This is a genomic window from Microcoleus sp. LAD1_D5 (genome assembly GCF_036702115.1).
In the GTDB taxonomy this organism is placed as follows: Bacteria; Cyanobacteriota; Cyanobacteriia; order Cyanobacteriales; family Microcoleaceae; genus Microcoleus.
On record NZ_JAUBSA010000004.1, the window covers coordinates 1 to 20,745 of the forward strand.

The following is a 20,745-nucleotide window of genomic DNA, read 5'->3' on the forward strand; positions in this document are numbered from 1 at the left end:
CTTATCACCAGCGACCGTTGCCGTTGGTGAGTGCAGTGACGATCGCGATTTAATAGCTGTTTAGTCTAAACTCCAGTTAAAACTGATTTGGCTAAATTTGAGGCTTTAAAAACAAAAGTTCAGGAACTCCATTCCTATGAAGTTCCCGAAATTATTGCTATTCCTATTATCGCTGGCAGCGATGCTTATCTCAATTGGCTGGGACAATCTTTAAGTTTGTAGTAAGGACTTTAGTCCTAAAGTGTCAAATGAAGAGGGACGGAAGTCCCTACTACAAATGGTCAGAAACCTAAGAATTATGACTGGTAGGGCCGATGACGCCGATTTTATGGCGAAAACTTAGTTCACCGCCGAACCAGCCTGTAATGCCCAGCAAAGCTGCAACGACGATCGATATTGCTAAACCTGTATATACGATCGGCTCAGCCGGATTTCCTTGGCGCAACAGCAAGTTAATCAGGGTAAGTACCATAACCGCCACATTGCCCCCCATGTGCAACCAACCGGCACTGCGATCGCGCACTCTTTTAACTTTGAAAAAATCTAAAAAGCCCGTGATTGCGGCCAAAATCCCCGCAGCAAAACCAACACCGATCAGCCAAACCGAAGCTCTCGCCCAAAACGGATCGCTTGTCAGCCAATAACCGATGTCCGTGCCGGCGGCTCCTACTAAAAAGGCTACCGGAAACAGTACGAGCACGGGGTGAAGCGGATGGCCTGCAATTGCAACTGAACTCGTAATGCCGGCGTCGCGATACTCTGCGTCGTCACTTTCGAGAATCGGCGGAAGATTGGGATAGGGCGTACTATTTCTTTGATTTGTTTCCATGATTTCTACAGATAACTTTTGTACAACAAAACCGTTTTTATTGGAGTGAACTTAATCCCAAATCCGCTCGCCATTTTCGTCAACGCGGGCCTGCCGAATTACGTCGGAAATTTCCTCGGCGTCTTTGACGTGGTGCAGGGCTTTCTTTTCCCCATCGGGTTCTTCTACGATCACATAAGTTGGAACTGTAACAACATCGCCCGTGATGTCTGGCACGTGGTCTACCGCCAGTTGCTGGGCTTTTTCTTCGATGGTTTGCGGTTCGTCGGAAATGCGATCGCCCGGATTGACCGTGCGCTCCATATCTTTGCCTGGTTTGTCGATACTCATAAAAACCTCTCTGGTATTTCTAATTTTTTGTTGACTCTAATTCCTACTATTGAACGAAAAATATCTCTACCCAAACATCTCCCGACGGGTGGAAGTTTCAGTTAGGGCGATCGCAGGCAGCCTCTTCCTGTAGGTAGAGGTTTTTCGATTGGTTCCGAAAAAACCTAAGCTAAAATCTAAGCATGATATTTTCCTTCCCTTTGAGTTGCCCATGAAAAGTTACGATTGGATTGTTGTCGGCGCTGGCATTACGGGTGCGTCACTGAGTTACGAACTGGCAAAAAAAGGTTTTGCTGTCCTGCTTTTGGAACGAGATGCTACCATGCAAAATGCTACTCGTTTTAGTTATGGCGGCTTGGCTTATTGGTCGGGAACGACTGATTTAACTCGTCAATTGTGTCGGGAAGGTATCGAACGTCACCGCAATTTATCGGCGGAATTAGAGGCTGATACTGAGTTGCGCGAGTTGGATTTGTTGCTGACAATTGATGCGGGTACTGATGCCGAAAAAGCGGTGGCTAATTACGCGCATTTTGCGATTGTTCCGCAGCTTTTGAGCGTTGCAGAAGCTGGGGAGTTGGAACCTTTGTTGAATAAAAGTGCGATCGCCGGAGCTCTGACTGTGCGTCACGGTCACATTTCGCCTACTGCCACAAATAAAGCTTATTGTCAAGGGTTTCTACGGTTGGGAGGAACGATAGAATTTGCTGAAGTAATTGGGTTTATAGAAGAGGGAAATCGGATTTCGGGAGTCAAGACGGCGCAGGGAATTTATCGTTGTGAAAATGCTGTTGTTTGTGCTGGAGGTTGGAGTCGGAGTTTGCTGAAAGCCGCTGGTGTTTCTGTGGGAGTTTATTTTACTCGCACGGAGATTTTGGAAACTGCACCTGTGGATTTTAAACTCAGAACTTTGGTGATGCCTGCGATATTAAAACGTTTTGAATTGGAAGCTAAATCTAGTAGAAATGAGGTTGATTTTCTTTGGGATGAACCTGGTAAGGAGTTGCTGTCGCCGATTTTAGATTCGGGTGCCATTCAATTTAATGATGGGAGTTTGCGGATCGGGCAATTGTCTCGCACTTTGAGCGATTTGAATGCTAAAGTCGATCGCGAAATTAGCGAAAGGGCAATTCGTGCAGGAATCTGCAAAGTTTTGCCGGATTTGGCACATTTACCGGCAACTTGGCACGAGTGTATTGTGGCATTTAGCGCGGATAATTTGCCTGTAGTGGGGCCGATTGCCGATCGCCCTGGATTGCACGTTTTTTCGGGTCTCAGCAATCCTTTGGCTATTGTACCTGCTTTAGCTGAGCGATTTGCGAATGCGGCGGGGGGAGAAGAAGATAGGGCGATCGAGCTTTTGTCTCCCAATAGATTTGCTTAAAAATGATATCATGTCCGGCAGGATTCAGACTTGTATGAATTTTGTAGGGGCAGGTTCACTAACAATAATTGCCTGTAATCTACAATCTCATAAACCCGCCCCCCCGATACTTTTATCTCATCTCGGTTGAATTGTCCGCGATGAAATTCTGTCGCGTGGTGGGGACGGGTTTATGTAGATTGTTAGTCTGGATGATAGATTGTTGGTGAAACCCGCCCCTACAAGTATTGTGCTTATTTTACCGGACATGACTAATGACTACTGACTACTGACTACTGACTACTGACTACTAACTACTAACTAAAAAAGGCAGCGCGACAATAAATGTAGTACCTTTGTCTACTTCACTTTCCACACTTATTGTACCGCCGTGCAGGTCAACTATGTGTTTGACAATGCAGAGTCCCAAACCCGATCCTTTAATCTTGCCTACATTAGCACCCCGTTCAAACTGCTGAAATAATTTTCCTTGATATTCCAGTGTCATCCCAATTCCCTCATCTCGAACGCACAAAATTATTTGCTGGTTTTCGCAGCTTAATTCTAAACTGACATTGCCGCCGTTTGGAGAATATTTAATGGCGTTTGAAAGCAAATTAGTCAACAGGTGGTGCAGTAGTTTTGCATCGAGATTGGCGTGCACCGGATTGGTTTGGGTGCGGAAAGTTACGAGGTGTTTGTCGGTGACGATAGGTTGCAGTTCTTCTAAAATAGATGTGCAAAAATCCGTCGCATTAATCTGATTTAAATTTAAGGAAACTTTGCCTGATTCTGCTTTGCTAAGCATTAAAATATCTTCCAGCAACCCACTCATATTACTGACGGCTTTTTTAATCCGATCGACATTTTTATTGCTAGTTCCGGGGTTTCTCTGCAAGTCGCTATCTTCTAGCATTTCAGCCGATAACTGTATAGTAGTCAAAGGAGTGTTTAAATCGTGGTAAGCCATTGAAATAAAGCGCGCTCTATTTTCGCTTTTTTCTGCTGCTAATGCCATTATTTTTTTCAGGCTAACTGCTTCTTGATGTTTGCTCAGTGCTATCTTGATAGTGGCGTGCATTTCTCTTTCTTTAAAAGGTTTGAGCAGGTAGCCGTAAGAACCAGTATTTTCGGCTCGCTGCAAAGTTTCGTCGTCGGCATAGGCAGTTGTATAGATAATTGGTATATCTAATTCTTGATTAATTATTGCTGCTGTTTCTATGCCGTCAATGTCACCTTTGATAACTATATCCATTAAAATTAAATCGGGTCTTAGTTCGCGGGCGCGCTGGATGGCATCCGCTCCTGAAGAAACGATATCGGCGATTTGATACCCCAATTTTTCTAACTTTGGGGATAAATTTTTAGCAATTAACAGTTCGTCTTCGACAATCAAAATATTAATTGGTTTTGCGGCAAAACTCATATTTTTACAATCTTTGAAAGTAGTTTAATTCGTTAAATTTTAAGTGAAACGATGTACCAAATTCTCTGGATATTTCGATGGTTCCTTCTAACTGCTCGGTTAAAGTGCAGACAACTTGAAACCCCATTGAGTGAGTTTTCCGAAAATCTAAGTTTTGAGGAAAGCCAATGCCGTTGTCCTTAACTAAGAGGTTGATTTCTTGATCGCCCGTTTGATAGCATTCTACACTAACTGTACCAGTTGTGCCATCAGGAAAAGCGTGTTTCAGGGTATTTGAAACCAATTCATTGGCAATTAAACCGCAGGGAGTAGCAGTTTCAAGATTTAGGGAAATTGGCTCAGCTAATACCTGCAACTGAATTTGGTTGTTGCTAATATTGTAAGAGTGAAACAAGCTACTTACCAAATCTTCGAGATATTCGCCAAAATTAATTTGGGCTAGGTTAGTCGAGCGGTACAGTTTTTCGTGAATCAGAGCCATAGAATAAAGGCGATTCTGACTTTCTTCAAACATTTTGCTTACTTGCGGGTCGGCAACTGTGTTCGATTGCAATTCTAACAGACTGGCAACTACGCAGAGGTTGTTTTTGACGCGGTGGTGAATTTCTTTGAGCAAAATCTCTTTTTCTCGGAGAGAGTTTTTTAAATTTGCTTCCGCTTGTTTGCGGTCGCTCAGTTCAGCTTGCAGTTGCTGGTAAAGTAGAGATTGCTGAATGGCGATCGCTAATTGATTCACCAACTGCTGAAATAAATTGATTTCCCATTCTAGCCACTCACGAGGGCGATCGCATTGGTGGGCAATCAGCAATCCCCAAAGTTGGCTGTGCTGAATAATCGGCACTACTAACTTTGCCCTAACTTGAATCTGTTTCATAAACTCCACCACACAAGGCGTAATGCGGGGGTTATCTAGTTCGGATATGGCAGAAATTCGCCCCTGCAAATAAAGCTGATAACTTTCATCCGGAAAAACCTCTTCGCCAAAACATCTATCCATGAGTTGGCTGCATCCTTCGGCCACGGCTTCAGCAATGACTCGCCCGCCGCTTTTGGGTAAAATTTGATAAACCAAAACTCGATCGGCTAATAATACTTGCTGGAGTTCCGCAACCGTAGTGTTGAGAATTTCCTCTAATTGCAAAGACTGGCGGACGCGACGGGCGATCGCCTCCACAAGCCGTTCTTGCTCGAACTGCTGCCCCCTAGCGAGTTCGGCGTATTTAGAATTGCTGATATCAGCGGCGTAACCAATAATTTCGATCGGAATGCCCCTGCTGTCAACCAATAGTTTTAGTTCCGTCCGCAGCCAGCGGTAAATTCCGTCTTGATGTAGAAAACGATACTCGCAAATGCAATTTTTTTCCTCGGACAAATCCGAAAAATTTACTACAAATTGTGGCCGATCTTCAGGGTGAATCCGGCTCGACCAAAAGTTAGGATCTGCTAACAGTTCTTGGGGCTTGTAGCCAACGATTGCCTTAACGTTGTCGCTGATGTAAGTAGTACAAAAATCTCCTGTAGGTGCGGTCGTAAAAATTACTGCCGGATTAGAAGCCAGCAAAAATTGCAGCCGTTCTTTTAACTGTTGCAATTCCATTTCTGCTCGCTTGCGATCGCTAATATCTTCGATCGCCCGCATGATGTAGAGAGGAATGCCCTCGCGATCGCGGATCAGCGTCACCGTCAAGTTTGCCCACATCAACTCGCCATTTTTCTTAATCAAGCGTTTTTCCATTTGGAAGCGAGGAATCTTGTCGCAGACCAACTGCTTAAATTGCTCCACATCTGCTTGTAAATCTTCTGGATGTGTGAGTTCAGTAAAAGTCATGGTAGCCAACTCCGCATCGCTGTAGCCCAACATCTGGCGGTGAGCTTCATTCACTTTGATCGTGCGGTAGTCGCGCACGCTTGTCAAACCGATCGCGATCGGAGCATCATCAAATAAGTTGCGAAACTTTTCCTCGCTCTTTTGCACTGCAGCTTCTGCGTGTTTGCGAGCGGTAATGTCTCGGGCGACCCACATCACTCGATCGAGATCCAGGGGCGAAATACTAGCATCAAACCAGAATAACTTGCAGCCAATTTCCATCCTGTATTCAACTCTGTGGGTTTGCCCAGATGCCAATGTTTGGCGAATGTGGGTCAGAGCAAAATTAGCTTCCGCTTCTGGGAAGATTTCGGCGAGGGTTTTGCCCAGCACTTCAGGAGCCGGTTTGTACAGCAATTCGGGAGCCGTAGGGGCAATTTTGAGGTAGCGGCCCGTTGCGTCGAAAACCAGCACGATATCCGTCATCGCATTAAACAGCGCCAGCAGTTCGGCTTCGGAGTTTTGGAGTTTTTCTTCGGTCAATTTGCGCTCGGTAATGTCGGTGTCAGTCCCAGTCAGGCGGCAAGCCTTGCCGTCCGCTGATCGGATCGCGCTGCCGCGGGCAAGTATCCAGCAGGTGCTGCCGTCTTTACGCAGCATCCGGTGTTCTACTTCATAAATTTCTGTCACACCCTCTAGATAAGCATTTACTGCTTCGGCGACTGCAACTCGATCGTCGGGATGAACGTGAGACACCCAATTTTCCATGCGGTTGGGAATCTCTGCATCCTGATAGCCTAACAAAGCTTTCAAAGACGGAGCAATGTAGATTTCGTCGGTTTCCAAATTCCAGTCCCAAACCCCCACTTTGCCCGCCGATACTGCCAGTTCGTACCATTGTGTCCGCTGCTGGACTCGCATTTCTAACTCTGCATTGAGCTGCTGCAAAGCGATTTCTGCTTGTTTGCGATCCGTGACATCCCGGCCTGCAGCTTGATACTCGACGATTTGTCCGCTCTCGTTGAATATAGCCCGATCGATCCACTGCTGCCAGCGAATTTCCCCGCTCGGCACAATTACTCGGTGTTCGGACGTAAAAACAGGCTTATTGGGAGACACAGAAGTATAGTGTTCTTGAAAAATTTCTCGGTCTACTTCTGGGAGCAGCCACATGAAGGTGTTGCCGAGCAAGTCTTCTGGTTGCACGCCGAAATAACGGCAATAAGCTTGATTGACAAATGTGATTTTACCGTCGGGAAGGTAGCGGCAAATCAGTTCGGTTTGCTCTTCCACAATCGCCTGGTAGCGCGCCTCGCTCTGCGGCAGGGCATTTTCGGCATTTTTGCGATCGCTGACTCGTTTTTCTAGTTCACAATTACCGTCTAACAGTTCGCATTGTTCCTGGAGTTTTGCCACTTCTTGATGCAGTGCCTCTATCCAGCTATACATTGCTGGGCGAATACTTTTTTCGCTGACTATACCTACGAGTTCACCCCCTTCATCCACAATTGGCAAGCAATCAATCGAGTATTGACAAAATAGCTTAAATGCGGTAGAAATATCTTTAAATTCTGATTCTTTTAAGACAATTAAATTCCGCGTCATTGCGTCGGCAACTTTCATGCCTTGCCATCCGTATTCGGCCGCGGCTAAGTTCAGCACATCTTCCGGGCTTAGCAGTCCGACTAGCTGATTTGCATCGGCAACTAAGACGCAACTAATCGATGCTTTTACCGTTTCGTTAGAGTGCGGCGGTGAATTAGGCAGCGGACAAGGGTCGATCGCCCCACGCATCAGGGCGATCGCATCCCCGAGGGAAGTAGAGGGCGCAACCGTCACAGGGTGGCGATCGACAGCTTCGTCGGGCGATCGTAAATTTGCCGACAAATTAGCAAGTTCCATTAGTCTTGGTGAAAAAGTATTGTTAATTAACTTTAGCAACACTTTTAGTCATCAGCCAGATGACTGATGACTGATGACCTGCCTTATTTTCTGCCCATGAGAATATAAGTTTTCATTCCCCCTTTGCCTTTAACTTCAATCATTCCTCGCTCCTGAAACAAATATTTGTCTTCCACTAACTTATAAGTAGTTTCGCTCACTTGAATCCGCCAAGGCAAACCCTGAGATTCCATGCGGGAAGCAATATTTACCGTATCGCCCCACAAATCGTAAATAAACTTCTTTATGCCAATAACTCCGGCAACAACCGGGCCGCTATGAATGCCGATACGGATACTAAAATATTTATTATGGCTAGCATTAAATCTGGCTATTTCTGCTTGCATATCTAGGGCCATTTGGGCGATCGCCTCGGCGTGGTCTGCCCTGGGTTCAGGCAGTCCTCCTACTGCCATGTATGCGTCGCCGATGGTCTTGATTTTCTCTAACCCGTGCCGTTCGCACAAAAGGTCGAATTCTGAGAAAATCAGATTCAGGAGCTCCACGAGATCGATCGGATTCATGACGGCAGACAAAGCAGTAAACCCCACAATGTCAGCAAACAAAACAGTCACTTCTGGAAAGTATTCGGCAATAGTAGTTTCGTTTTGCTTGAGGCGTTCTGCTATTGCCTGGGGCAAGATATTTAACAGCAGGTTTTCTGATTTTTCTTGTTCTTCCCGCAGGGCATCTTCTGCTTGCTTGCGTTCCGTAATGTCGTGGTAACTCCAGACTCTGCCGATAATTGTATCTCCGAGCCGCTGCGGTTGCGAATAGCGTTCAAAAAATCGGCCGTCTTGAAATTCCAACAAGTCGTAACTTTCGGCTTCTGGCTGCTCATAAAGCGATTCAATTCTCTCTTGAAATGCTTGGGGGTCTTTGAGTTGGTTCAGGACAAAGGCGATCGTTGTGGCGTCGTCTCGCATTGCCATCACTTCATTAGGTATGCCCCACATTTCCACAAATTCTCGATTGAAAGTGACAATTTTTCCGCTTCTGTCAGTAGCTAAAATACCGTCCGCAGTAGAATCAAAAGTTGCTTGCAGCAAGGACACAGATTTTGCCAGGGCGTCTTCCGCCCTTTTTCGAGCAGTAATATCTCGCAAAATAGCGCGAATCGCTACTAGCGAACCTTCGGCGAATTTACAGCTTATACTGCCTTCGAGCAAAATTGGCTCGTGATATTTAGTAATAAATGTTGCTTGAATATAATCTGGATATACAGTATTTTCATTTACCGTTTTTTGGGCAATAGCGTGATAGAATATATCCCTATACTCTTCGGAACTATTGGGATGAATGATATCAAACACAGTCATTTGAGCAATTTCTGCTTCACTGTAGCCCAGAGTTTCTCGCCAAGCCCGATTTACATACAAAAAATGACCGTCCGCTCCAATACTTTGAATTAAGTCAGTAGCATTTTCAAATAAATCTCGTAGTTGTTCTTCGCTTTCCCGCAAAGCTATTTCCGCTTGCTTGCGTTTGATAAATTGACCGAGTTGGCTGCCGATGGTTGTCATTATCGGGAGCAACTCTTCATCAAAACACTGCACTTCGCGGCTGAATAAAATCATCACCCCCAACACAGACTTAGCCGAATTTTCAGGGTCGTAGTCGCCCAAAATTGGGAAAGCAAAAGCTCCGTGCAGTCCTTCTTCAGCAGCGATTTCGCGGCGCAGACAACTGTCGCTTTTTGTAACATCCGCAATCCACTGAGAGGAACCGCTCGCCCAAACGAGACCGGGCAATCCTTCGCCAAACGCACAAGTCATTTGTTCGGTAAATTCGGCAAATTTGGGGATAGAAACTGAGCGTTTTGTCCAACTGGCGACGCAGCGAAGCAAATGGGGGTCGGAAACCGCAGTTATTCTCTTAGTTTCTGAGAGCAGTTTTTCCCCAAATTCTGGCATCCAAAGTTCGGCAGTATCCCATCCCAAGCTGTCACAAATTACGGGGAGAATTGCTGCTATAGCTTTTTTGATTGTTTCGGATGCCGACAGGATGCGAGTGGTGACGTACTGAGTTATTTGTCGCTTGCGGGCGCGCTGTCTATCTGTGACATCGCGGCCGATGTACACGAAATCTTGAACGGCGGGCCAAGAGCCAGAAACGCCTTTAATGTCAGTCGAAATCGCCGTACAGGAAAACGAAACTGTGAGCTTTTCTCCGCTTTGGCCTCGGCAAATTACTTCGGTGTGAGTTTGAGATTGTTGACTATCCTCTTGACTGATTGCTTGCAAAGAGGAGCCAACAGCAGCAAGAGTGTCTATTGGCTGGCCTACTAATTCTGATTCGCTGTAACCAAACAAATCTTGAGCCGCTTGATTGACTTTTTTAATTTTTCCCGAGGCTGTTGTTACCAACAAAACTTCGGCCATTGAAGTAATAATTTTTTCAACATAATTATTAGTAGTGGCTAAGGTACTCAATAAAATATCCATTTCATTGGTAGCTTGCACTAGAGTTTGTTCTAAAGCCATCCTGTCGGTTACGTCTTCAAAAAATATAATTAATCTCTGATAATTATCGTCCTTGGTGAACTCGACGATATACATATCAAAATAAAGCCGCGATCCATTTGCTAATAGCCTCGTGATTGCTTTTAATTCAAAGTGTGGCAAACGTCTTTCAAAAATATTGATTAAAATTTCTTCAGTTCCCACTAATTCGGGAAAGGGAAGGCGGACATCGTTGCCGGCGACTACTTCCTCGGGACAGTCGCCAAACCGCTGCACTTTGATAGAGGTTTCTTGGATTAAAAAGTCTTTATCCAGTGCTAGATACTCCAAGTGGGGGGGAACTAACAGCTTTTTTAACAGGGTTTTCATGTTGAATTTTTAGTAGTGAATGCGCCCTCTGTAGCGCATTATCTGAAATTAATCTATTTATCTGTGTTGGTAAAATGGAATTTTGACTATAAAGGTAGTGCCTAACCCTGTCTCGCTGAAAAATTCGATTTGACCTCCGTGCAAGTCTACACACTGCTTGACTATGGATAAACCCAGTCCTGTACCGGGTATTTTTCCGACATTTTTGGCTCGATAATAAGATTCAAACAGTTGTTTTTGGTCTTCTAGAGGAATGCCAATGCCTGCGTCTTTAATTTTAAATATAACTTCTTCATTATTCTGACAATTTAATTCAAAATAAATATGGCTGTCGAGGGGCGAATATTTTATAGCATTTGACAGCAAATTTGTCAATATGTGGCGCAGCAATTTTGCATCGAGTGCGGGCCAGTTTTGCGTTTCCTGCGACTCGTTATCATTTGTGGTCGCGGGCGTGACTAATTCTTGATAACTAAAGTTAATTGTATGATTTTTTCCATAACTAATTTTAATTGATTCTACTAACTCGCTGCAAAATTTTTTTAAGTCAACTGGTGCGGGATAAAATTCGAGTTTTCCGGCTTCGGCGCTGCTGAGCAACCGCACGTCATCTAATAGCTGAGCCATTTGTTGAGATGCTGATTTAACGTGTTGCAGGTATTTTTGTTTTTCCGCGTGGGTGATTTCGTCGCCGAAGTCTTGGAGGATTTTAGTAGCAAATAATACTGTACTTAGAGGATTGCCGAATTCGTGAGCAATCATCGAGAAAAAACGAGATTTTACCTGTCTGAGTTCTTGCTCTTTTGCCAAAGAGCCGCGAATTTCTATTTCTTTTTGTTTGCGTTCCGTGATGTCCCTGCCTATATAAATGAAATCGTAAAGTCCCTCTAATTCTGTCTGAATTGGCGAACAGGAAAATTCTACCCAAATTTCTTCTCCTGCTTTAGTAGTGCCGACTATTTCTAGTTCTCTACGCAGCTCATTCTGAGACAAAATATAGCGGTGGCGAGCTTGGCAAATCAATGTTTCTTCGAGTAATATTAAAGACAGGGGGTTGCCGAGCAATTCTGCTTCGCTATACCCAAATAACCATTGGGCCGATTGATTGATTGTTTTGATAGTTCCTAATGTTGTTGTCACCAACAAAGCATCGCCCATCGAACGAATAACTTTATCTATATAATCTTTAGAAGCGGCTAAGGCGCTCACCAAAAGATTAGCTTCATTGGCCCTCTGAATCAACGATTGCTTCATCACCATCTTTTCGGTGGTATCTTCAATCAAAATTAGCAATTTATTTGGCACATCTTGTTGTTCGTCTTCATGTTTGATAGCCAACATATCAAAGTATAAAGGGCGGTTGTGGTCGGCAAACCGAGCGATACCTTTGACTTCAAAACCCGGTAGCCGTCCCATAATGATAGACATGAGGATATTTTCAATGCCAATCAGTTCGGGAAAACTCATGCGAGCATCTGCACCGGGTATCGCGTCGCCCGGAGTATCGGCATAATGCTGCACTTTGGCGGAGGTTTCCTGAATGATGAAATGGTGATTTACTACAAAATACTCTATTTGTCGCGGGTTCAATAACTTTCTTAAAAGGGGGTTCATACTGGTTCTATCATTGTGTAAGCTAGTTTATAGAAAATTTCGTCAACGTCTTTGCCTGTTTTAGCAGATGTCGTGTAAACTGCTATTACTTTGTCTTGACATATCGAATGGGATATTTCCACTAGCAGCGCCAATTTTTCCTCGTCAATCAAGTCTACTTTGTTCAAAGCGACGATAATTGAACCTTTAGGATTGACTGAAGAAAAAAGCTGAATGTGTTCGGAGATTCGCTCAACTGTTTCGGAGCGACTGACATCGGCAACGATTAAAACGCCGCTAGCTCCCTGCAAGTAAGTCGGTGCTATTCCTTTGAATTTTGTATGTCCTTCTAAGTCCCAAATCAGCAACTTTGCAGTCACGTTTTCCCGCTGTTTTACCCCTTCTAATTCTACGATTTTGCTGGAAATTTTTACTCCCACAGTGGAGAGGTATTGGTCGCTGAATTTCTGATCGACAAAACGGCGGATCAGGCTGGTTTTGCCCACGCCAAAATCGCCTATCATGCACATTTTTTTAGCTATAGTAACTGACATAATTATTTACTGTTTATGGTCTTAGTTATTGGTTCAAATAGCACACATCTGCTTAAAATTCGCGGTTGATTGGGTTCCACGTCGGCAGGAGGATTGGGGATGCCAACCGTTTGGAGGCGCTTCGGGTTAGCACCTTGCCGCACTAAAACATCTCGCACGGCTGCGGCACGCCTGAGCGACAACAGTTGATTTGTAGCAAGTTCTCCACTTCGATCGCTGTGCCCAATTATCTTAATCTGTTTTTGAGGATATTGATCCATGAAATTTTTGACACTGGCGATGATTTCTTCATCTGTTGAGTCTAATTTTGTCGTTCCTTGCTCGAAGTAGATGCGGGTTGTAATTTTCAGCGGCTCTAATTTAACGGTACTGATGACCGACTGAACACCGGGAATTTGCTTCAGGGACTGAGCTATTTTCTGTGCGTCTGCACTGTCTCTAACTCGCCCCTCTACTGTAAGTTTGCGATCGCCATACCGAGTAGAAATAGAAACGCCCTCTCTCTGGTTCAAAACAGCGGTGATCCGCTGCACCTCGGCTGCCGTCAAAACTGGATCTGGGGGGACATCTACAGCTATAATTCTATTATCTAATTGCAATTTCGGTGCAGTTGATGCGGCTATTTTTTCTGCTTGTGCCCGCAATTCTTGATTTGGCAACTTTCCTGTTAGCTTTAAAGTTTTGCCATCAACTGCAACATCTAAGCGGTAAACTGCTAATTCGGGAGTCGAGGCTAAAGCGGCGACGGCATTTGCTTCGAGGCGGCGCTCAACACTGCTGCGGTACTGATAAATTCCCCAAGGTACTAAGATTAAGCTTAGGGCGGCTAAACCAATACCCGCTAGGGCGATCGGGGGTTTTTTTGATTTTTCCGTTTGTAGCGGGTCGAATAAAGTTTTTATACACGGGTGCAGCGACTCCGGTATAGTACCCGGATCGCCGTTAAACTCGTGAATTACTTTACCATAATTAAGGATGAGATTACTAACGGTTTCTCGTATTTTCTTGATGAAAGAGTCTGGCGGTTCTCCTTTAATCACGGCTGCCATGTAGCAATATCCCGCTACTTCTAACATAATCTTGGAGTCGCCGTATTCAATTTGATTTAGTTCGGAAACTTCTCCGGGCCGAACGATACAGTCGTTAACAAAGCTGCGAATAGCTGTGAGCATTCCGGCTACCATTTCTGATTCTAACTGGTAGCTTTCTGAGTTTTGAACTTCGGAAATGATCAACCCAGATGCTTTGTGAATTAAGAAGGCTGCTTGGACGGTAAAGGGTACTGATTCTTTGAGGATTAATTCCGCTTCGGAGACTCCTTGTACTTTGGAGCGAATTTTTCGCTGAAATCCTTCGACGCTGATGGCATTGGACACTTTTTCATTGATTGTCTTGATAGCTTCTGCCATGTATCTGGAAATTGTACTGCCAATTACGGGATAGAGCGCATCCACCATAGAGTCGCGTTCGAGTTTTATTTGGGCTGTAATTGCTTTGCCCATTTCCGGGGCGATCGCCTGGGCGATCGACTCTTGGTCGAGGCGAATTTGCTCTTTGATTGCCAGACCGATTTCTGGGGCGATCGCGTTAGCAATATCCGCTGGCGAATTCACTATTTGTTGAGCAAGTGCCTCGGGAAGCAGCTCAGCTATTGCCGCACTCATTGCTGACTTGTTTTCGACAGTTTTTGCCCTAATCACTTCGTCAATAATGGGCACGATCGCGTTGACAACTTCTTCTCTGGAATCGGCAATTTTGCGGGTGAGAATTTCTGCGATCCAAGGCAGCATCAACTCAATCAACTCTTGGGGCTCGTAGATTTGGTGCTCCAATTTTTCTAATTTATCGTCGATTGTTGCCATCAGGTGGCGCACCCCCGGCAAATCGTTTTCTGCCAGCAGACTTTTCACTTGCTCTATATCCGAGATTTGCGAGCCGAACATCAGATTTTGCAGCCTTTCCATCGCGCTGTCGGCTTCATTTAAGTCCTGTTTAATTTGCCCTAATATTTCTGTCGGCTGTTCTCGTAAGTTGGGAATTGCTAGATCCGAAGCCACCGCAGCATCTAAATATCCAGTTTCTGGTGGCTCTGAGACTGTGGAAACTATGGGATTATCGGGAATTTCCGAGGGTTTTGACTCGGTTTCGGGAGGAGAAACATCCTGTAAATGCCGATCGCTCCCGTGGGATTCTTGAGCCTGTACTTCCTGTAGAGAATCTTTTATTGTCAAGTTAGACAATTCTTCGACAGGCTGTGATTTGTCCTCCAAATCCGGCTGGGCGATCGCTGAAACATCTATAGTTTTAGCTGAGGAATAGTCTTTTTCCAGTTCTGAAGTGTTGAGTTTGTGAGTAGCGAATAGCAAACTTTTGATCTCGTCTGCAACAGGCAGGGAATCGCCCGACTTCGGTTTGCGATCGCCCGTTTCGGGTACACTCGCGGCAACTTCCTCTTGCTTTTCTGAGGGAATACCTAACAAATCCATCAACCCGCCGAGGGCCCCAGCTTGATTATTTTCCCCACTGCTGTCATCTTCGGGCTCTGCATTTTGCTGGTTGGAACCTGCAATAATTTTGAGATCGACTAACAGATTCAGCAAGGGTTCTAGCTGGGCTGCTGCATCGGCAGCAGACTCGTCAGGTTTAGAAACAAAACCCTCTAACTCATTTTCGTCAGCCGGATTTTCTTTCGGTAAAGCCATGCGTTATTATCCGTTATGGTGGCGCTCCGGCAACAGAAATTCGTTATTTAACTTATTATCAGCAACGCCTTTAAGTTCGGGCACAAATTCTGTTCCTTTGAGCCTCATGCCGAGTTCAAACAGAATTTCTGCCATGTCATCTCTGGAAACTTTAACATCTCTGAGCATAGAAAAGCGGCGATCTAGTTCTTCAAAAACCTGTGTTTTCAAAGTGCGGGTTTCTTCAGATAGTCGATCTCTGGTTTGGGAGAGTTCGTTGCGAAGCGAACTGGTTTGATTGTCGATAGCTTCGTCGAGGGCTTCCACGCTGCTGGAGAATTTGCGGTTAACGCGATCGACTTGCTGGCGGATGTCTGCGCTTTCTTCTTGGGTGTTTGAGGTGAGCGATTTAACTTTTTTTTCTAAGGAATCAACCGCCGCCTTCATTTCTCCAGAAAGAACTGTTTTTACTTGTTCGATGCGAGTTTGCATATCTTGCTGCATCATCGACAAGTCGGAATCTATTTTATCGAAGCGATTGTCGTATTCTCTAAGCTGCGCTCCAAAAATTATATCGCGAATCTGGTCAATATTTCCCAGCCGTTCGCGCATTTCTTCTTTAGTTATTTCGGCCATGCTTGTACCTAGAATCTCCGCAGATTGTGAGTTTAAGAACTGTGCTAGTGATTTACGACATTTGTTGGCGGCACTAGCTTTTTTGAGTGGGCGGGCTTTTATTGTTTGAACTCTCACCCCTGCGTCGGGGATGGGATATTTTAGAGTTTTGACTCTAAATATCCTGAGATTCAAATTCTTGAGCCAGGTCTTGTCACCAAAAATGGCGGTTGGCTATCCTTGGCTTGCAGCAAGCTCAGAGAAGCGTAGATTTGCTGCTATACAGGACAGCGGGGTAGGTTTTAATGTCTTGTACGGACATCTTCAATGATATCGCATCTTGACAGTGCCTCATACCACAGCGCTTGATCCCCGGCAAAAGGCGGGGGGCGCACTCCGCGTCTAATTATATATAAGATATAACTCAAAAGCTGCACCGATCGCTCGCCGATCGGCTCCGAGGGATGTTTCCTCTCAACAGAAAGCACTTATACAGTCGAACTAGGCCCCTCTTTCCCTCTTTCCCAAAAAAGCGTAGGGCCCGATCGACAGCGACCAGACCCAATAATATGAGAGCTTTGTTTTTTCTAACAAACGAGATGTGTTTCCGGTGGAGAACTTTTACTTACTAGGGTTTACAACTTGTGCAGCTTTACTGTTAATCCGCAACTACAACTAAGTCTGACTCGACTGCGGTTTGGCTTGACTGCTCGATCGGCAGTTCGCCACTATTCCAAGTTGTGTTCGGTTAATTTCTGCTGCGCCTTGGAATCTAGACCGGAGACACCATGTCTATATCCTCGAACTTGGTTTCTAAATATAGCGACCTCCTTTCTCTTCCTGTCCGGGTGTCTATTATTAAGTTAGCACGAGCTTTCCGAGGAGTAAAGCACAATTTGCAAAACTTGATAGGTCTTTACATTACTAAGTATAATGATATGAATATCCAAATAGATGTAAGTTAGCACTCACGCACTCCGAACAAAGAAACCGGGTTTTTTCACCGAGATTGAGGATTTTAAGCAAGTATTTTGGTTTAAAAACCCGGTTTCTGGACACCCGTGCAAAAGTCCTATAAATTCTATTGTTGCTACATCTTTACATACTTAACACTTCTTGTCATGTCTATTTCTCCTAAGTTTCTCAGTGGTAGCCAAATCCGCCAAACATTCCTGGACTTTTATGCTCAGCGGGGACATAAAATCTTACCGAGCGCTTCTTTGGTGCCCGAAGATCCCACAGTGTTGCTGACGATCGCCGGAATGCTACAATTCAAGCCGATATTTCTCGGACAGCGCACCGCCGAATCACCGCGCGCCACGACTTCTCAAAAGTGCATCCGCACCAACGACATCGAAAACGTCGGCCGCACCGCCCGCCACCACACGTTTTTTGAGATGTTGGGTAATTTCAGTTTCGGGGATTATTTCAAGAAACAGGCGATCGCCTGGGCGTGGGAACTTTCTACGGAAGTTTTCGGTTTACCAGCGTCCAATTTGGTTGTTAGCGTTTTCCGAGAAGATGACGAAGCTTTTGCGATTTGGCGCGATGAAATTGGCATTCCGGGCGATCGCATTCAGCGCATGGGAGAAGATGACAATTTCTGGCAATCCGGCCCGACTGGCCCCTGCGGCCCGTGTTCGGAGATTTACTATGATTTCCACCCAGAGAGAGGCGACAATATTGACCTCGAAGATGATAGCAGGTTTATTGAATTCTACAACCTGGTTTTCATGCAGTACAATAAAGATGCAGAGGGCAATTTAACACCGCTGCAAAATCAAAATATTGATACTGGCATGGGACTGGAACGGATGGCGCAAATCCTCCAGAAAGTCCCCAATAATTACGAAACAGATTTGATTTTTCCCATCATTCAATCGGCGGCGGAACTTGCCGGGATTGATTACCACAATAGCGATGAAAAAGTCAAGGTTTCGCTGAAAGTAATTGGCGATCACATTCGGGCTGTGGTGCACATGATTGCGGACGAAATTCGCGCGTCGAATGTGGGTCGGGGTTACATTTTGCGCCGGTTGATTCGCCGGGTGGTGCGCCACGGGCGACTGATTGGAATTCAGGGCGAATTTACGGTGCGGGTGGCTGAAAGTGCGATCGGCCTTTCGGAAGCTGCTTATCCGAACGTGCGGCGGCGGGAAGCTCAAATTAAGGCGGAATTGGCAAGGGAAGAGGCGCAGTTTCTCAAGACTTTGGAACGCGGAGAGAAGCTGCTGGAGGAAATTGTCGATCGCACAAAACAGCAAACCAACCAACAAATCAGCGGTCAAGATGCTTTCACTCTTTACGATACCTACGGTTTCCCCTTAGAACTGACTCAAGAAATTGCTGAGGAACAGGGAATTTCTGTGGATTTGGACGGCTTTGAAGCGGCGATGAAGGAACAGCAAACTCGCGCTAAAGATGCTCGCCAAACAATTGATTTGACGGTGCAGGGTTCTTTGGATAAGTTGGCTGAAACTATCCAGGGAACTGAGTTTGTCGGTTATGCTGAATTGTCGAGTTTAGCTGAGGTGGAAGTTATCTTGGTTGACGGCAAATCTGTGGAAGAAGCAGCGGCGGGTACTGAGGTACAAGTTGTTTTGAACCAAACGCCGTTTTATGCTGAATCTGGCGGACAAATTGGGGATAAAGGTTATTTGAACGGCAGCATTCAGGGAGAGAATGGAGAGGGTTTGTTGGTAAGAGTTGATGATGTGAAGAAGGAATCGGATTTTTTCGTGCATTTCGGCTTTGTGGAACGGGGAACGCTGAGAGTTGGCGATAGTATTACGGCGAAGATTGACAATAGCGGTCGCCGCCGAATTCAGGCTAACCACACAGCAACTCACTTATTACAATCAGCTTTGCGAAAAATTGTGGACGATTCGATTTCGCAAGCTGGTTCGCTGGTATCGTCAGAAAGATTGCGGTTTGATTTCAATTCTCCGCGCGCTGTCGCAGCAGAAGAGTTGCAGAAAATTGAGGATTTAGTTAATAGTTGGATTGCTGAGGCGCACGCTGCGGTCGTTGCAGAAATGCCGATCGCCCTTGCGAGAGAAAAAGGCGCGACTGCGATGTTTGGCGAGAAGTACGGCGACGTGGTGCGGGTTATCGATTTTCCCGGCGTTTCGATGGAATTGTGCGGGGGGACTCACGTCAGCAATACCGCAGAAATCGGGCTGTTTAAGATTGTTTCCGAAGCGGGGGTAGCGGCGGGAACTCGCAGGATTGAAGCGGTTTCCGGTCAAGCTGTTTTGGACTATTTGAATGTGCGCGATAAGGTGGTGCGCGATTTGGGCGATCGATTTAAGGCCAAGCCTGAAGAATTGCCGAATCGGATTACTAATTTGCAGAATGAGTTGAAGGATACTCAGAAACATTTGGCTGCTGTGAAGTCGGAATTGGCGATCGCGAAATCTGACCAGTTGCTGAGTGCGGCTGAGGATCTCGGCGAATTCAAAATCATTGTAGCTCAATTGGGAGATGTGGATACGGAAGCGCTGAAAACTGCGGCGGAAAGATTGCAGCAAAAGTTAGGAAATGCTGCGGTTGTTTTGGCCTCAATTCCTGAACCCGACAAGGTAAGTTTGGTGGCAGCCTTTAGTCCAGAAGTCAATAAAAAAGGATTGCAAGCTGGCAAATTTATCGGCAAAATTGCGGAAATTTGCGGCGGAAAAGGCGGCGGGCGACCGAATTTGGCGCAAGCTGGGGGACGCGATGCAAGTAAGTTGCAGGAAGCGTTGGAAAGTGCTCGCAATTTGTTAGTTGAAGGGTTGGGTTAATCTGGGTTTTTTGTAGGAGACTAAAACTCTTTTTATCTCTCGTTTATAGCGGAGGCTAGATCCCCCTAAATCCCCCTTAAGAAGGGGGACTTTGATCGGAATCTTGTCCCCCCCTTCTTTAAGGGGGGATCGGGGCCTAATCGTCAGTTCGATCGCTTCCGTCTGCCTGAATCTCCGCAGGCTGCTACCGCATATTTTGGCCCTTACATCTGCGTTTATCCGCGTCCATCCGCCAACATCTGCGGTTAAAAACACCCTTGATTTTCTCCCACAAAAAATGTACCATTATCCAAACATGGGTAGTAAAAAATGAACGAAGAACGCCACCAAGCCTATCTCACCCTGATTCAATCTCTCCTCACCTGGGACACTGACGAACAAACCGCCATCCTGCAAGCTAATCTCGAATTATTAGACGATGATTTTGCCCGATATCTGCGAGAGTGGGTAACTCCAACTCTGGAAAACTTGGATGCAGACCAAGCATACAATCATGCTTGTATTTTATACAATTTAAATCTAAGTTTTTCAAGTCTTCAGCAAGGCAGTCTGGCAAGCAACATAGAGATTGCGATTGCTTGTTTGGATATAGGATTAACTATTTTTACTCGCGAAGCTTACTCAGAAGATTGGGCAATCAATCAAAATAGTCTGGCAAATGCTTACAGTGACAGAATCAAGGGAGAACGGGGTGGGAATATAGAAAGGGCGATCGCATTTTATGAAGCAGCTTTACAAGTTTACACCCGCGATGCTTTTCCGCAAGATTGGGCAGCTATTCAATATAATTTGGCTGCTGCTTACAGTGACAGAATCAAGGGAGAACGGGGTGAGAATATAGAAAAGGCGATAGCATTTTATGAAGCAGCTAGTGAAGTTTACACCCGCGATGCTTTTCCACAAGATTGGGCGATGACTCAAAATAATTTGGCTGCTGCTTACAGTGACAGAATCAAGGGAGAACGGGGTGAGAATATCGAAAGGGCGATCGCA

The 20,745-nt window shown here is 45.5% G+C and carries 12 protein-coding genes and 1 pseudogene; 4 read left to right on the forward strand and 9 right to left on the reverse strand.

The window, feature by feature from the left end; all coding sequences use genetic code 11:
* Positions 1–87 precede the first annotated feature (87 nt).
* Entirely contained in the window at positions 88–222 is a 135-nt protein-coding gene (cutA, locus tag QUA70_RS02950; protein WP_333333852.1) for a divalent cation tolerance protein CutA, read from the forward strand.
* 67 nt (positions 223–289) lie between these two features.
* On the opposite strand, the gene QUA70_RS02955 is transcribed toward cutA, so the two are convergent.
* The gene (locus QUA70_RS02955; RefSeq protein WP_333333854.1) at positions 290–829 is read right to left on the reverse strand and encodes a DUF2231 domain-containing protein; all 540 of its coding nucleotides are present in this window, start codon (positions 827–829) and stop codon (positions 290–292) included.
* Positions 830–880: 51 nt separating this feature from the next.
* Positions 881–1,159 carry a hypothetical protein gene (locus QUA70_RS02960; protein ID WP_333236180.1) on the reverse strand — a complete coding sequence of 93 codons (279 nt, stop codon included), beginning with the start codon at positions 1,157–1,159 and terminating at the stop codon, positions 881–883.
* A 211-nt stretch (positions 1,160–1,370) separates the two neighbouring features.
* Between QUA70_RS02960 and QUA70_RS02965 the strand changes: the two genes are divergently transcribed.
* A complete protein-coding gene (locus QUA70_RS02965) occupies positions 1,371–2,543 on the forward strand; it encodes an FAD-binding oxidoreductase (RefSeq protein ID WP_333333856.1) in 1,173 nt (390 codons plus the stop codon).
* Positions 2,544–2,832: 289 nt separating this feature from the next.
* Here QUA70_RS02965 and QUA70_RS02970 read toward each other — a convergent pair whose 3' ends face one another.
* From QUA70_RS02970 to QUA70_RS03000, 7 genes are all read right to left on the reverse strand, one after another.
* Positions 2,833–3,948: an ATP-binding protein gene (locus QUA70_RS02970; protein ID WP_333333858.1), complete on the reverse strand. Its 1,116-nt coding sequence runs from the start codon at positions 3,946–3,948 to the stop codon at positions 2,833–2,835.
* A gap of 4 nt (positions 3,949–3,952) precedes the next feature.
* Positions 3,953–7,657, reverse strand: coding sequence for a PAS domain S-box protein (locus QUA70_RS02975; protein ID WP_333344931.1), 3,705 nt, complete (start codon positions 7,655–7,657; stop codon positions 3,953–3,955).
* Positions 7,658–7,740: 83 nt separating this feature from the next.
* Positions 7,741–10,527, reverse strand: coding sequence for an adenylate/guanylate cyclase domain-containing protein (locus tag QUA70_RS02980; protein WP_333344933.1), 2,787 nt, complete (start codon positions 10,525–10,527; stop codon positions 7,741–7,743).
* A gap of 57 nt (positions 10,528–10,584) precedes the next feature.
* Positions 10,585–12,141 carry a PAS domain-containing sensor histidine kinase gene (locus QUA70_RS02985; RefSeq protein WP_333344934.1) on the reverse strand — a complete coding sequence of 519 codons (1,557 nt, stop codon included), beginning with the start codon at positions 12,139–12,141 and terminating at the stop codon, positions 10,585–10,587.
* Positions 12,138–12,674, reverse strand: coding sequence for a Rab family GTPase (locus QUA70_RS02990; RefSeq protein ID WP_333344936.1), 537 nt, complete (start codon positions 12,672–12,674; stop codon positions 12,138–12,140). The genes QUA70_RS02985 and QUA70_RS02990 overlap by 4 nt, the downstream gene beginning before the upstream one ends.
* Positions 12,675–12,676: 2 nt before the next feature.
* Entirely contained in the window at positions 12,677–15,376 is a 2,700-nt protein-coding gene (locus QUA70_RS02995; protein WP_333344938.1) for an OmpA family protein, read from the reverse strand.
* Between the two features lie 6 nt (positions 15,377–15,382).
* Positions 15,383–15,991 (reverse strand): hypothetical protein, encoded by a 609-nt coding sequence (locus QUA70_RS03000; protein WP_333333870.1) that lies wholly within the window; start codon positions 15,989–15,991, stop codon positions 15,383–15,385.
* Positions 15,992–17,091: 1,100 nt separating this feature from the next.
* Between QUA70_RS03000 and alaS the strand changes: the two genes are divergently transcribed.
* Positions 17,092–19,752, forward strand: a complete 2,661-nt coding sequence (alaS, locus tag QUA70_RS03005) for an alanine--tRNA ligase (RefSeq protein WP_333344940.1) — start codon at positions 17,092–17,094, stop codon at positions 19,750–19,752.
* A gap of 309 nt (positions 19,753–20,061) precedes the next feature.
* Positions 20,062–20,745: pseudogene (locus QUA70_RS03010) on the forward strand (CHAT domain-containing protein); the annotation flags it as partial.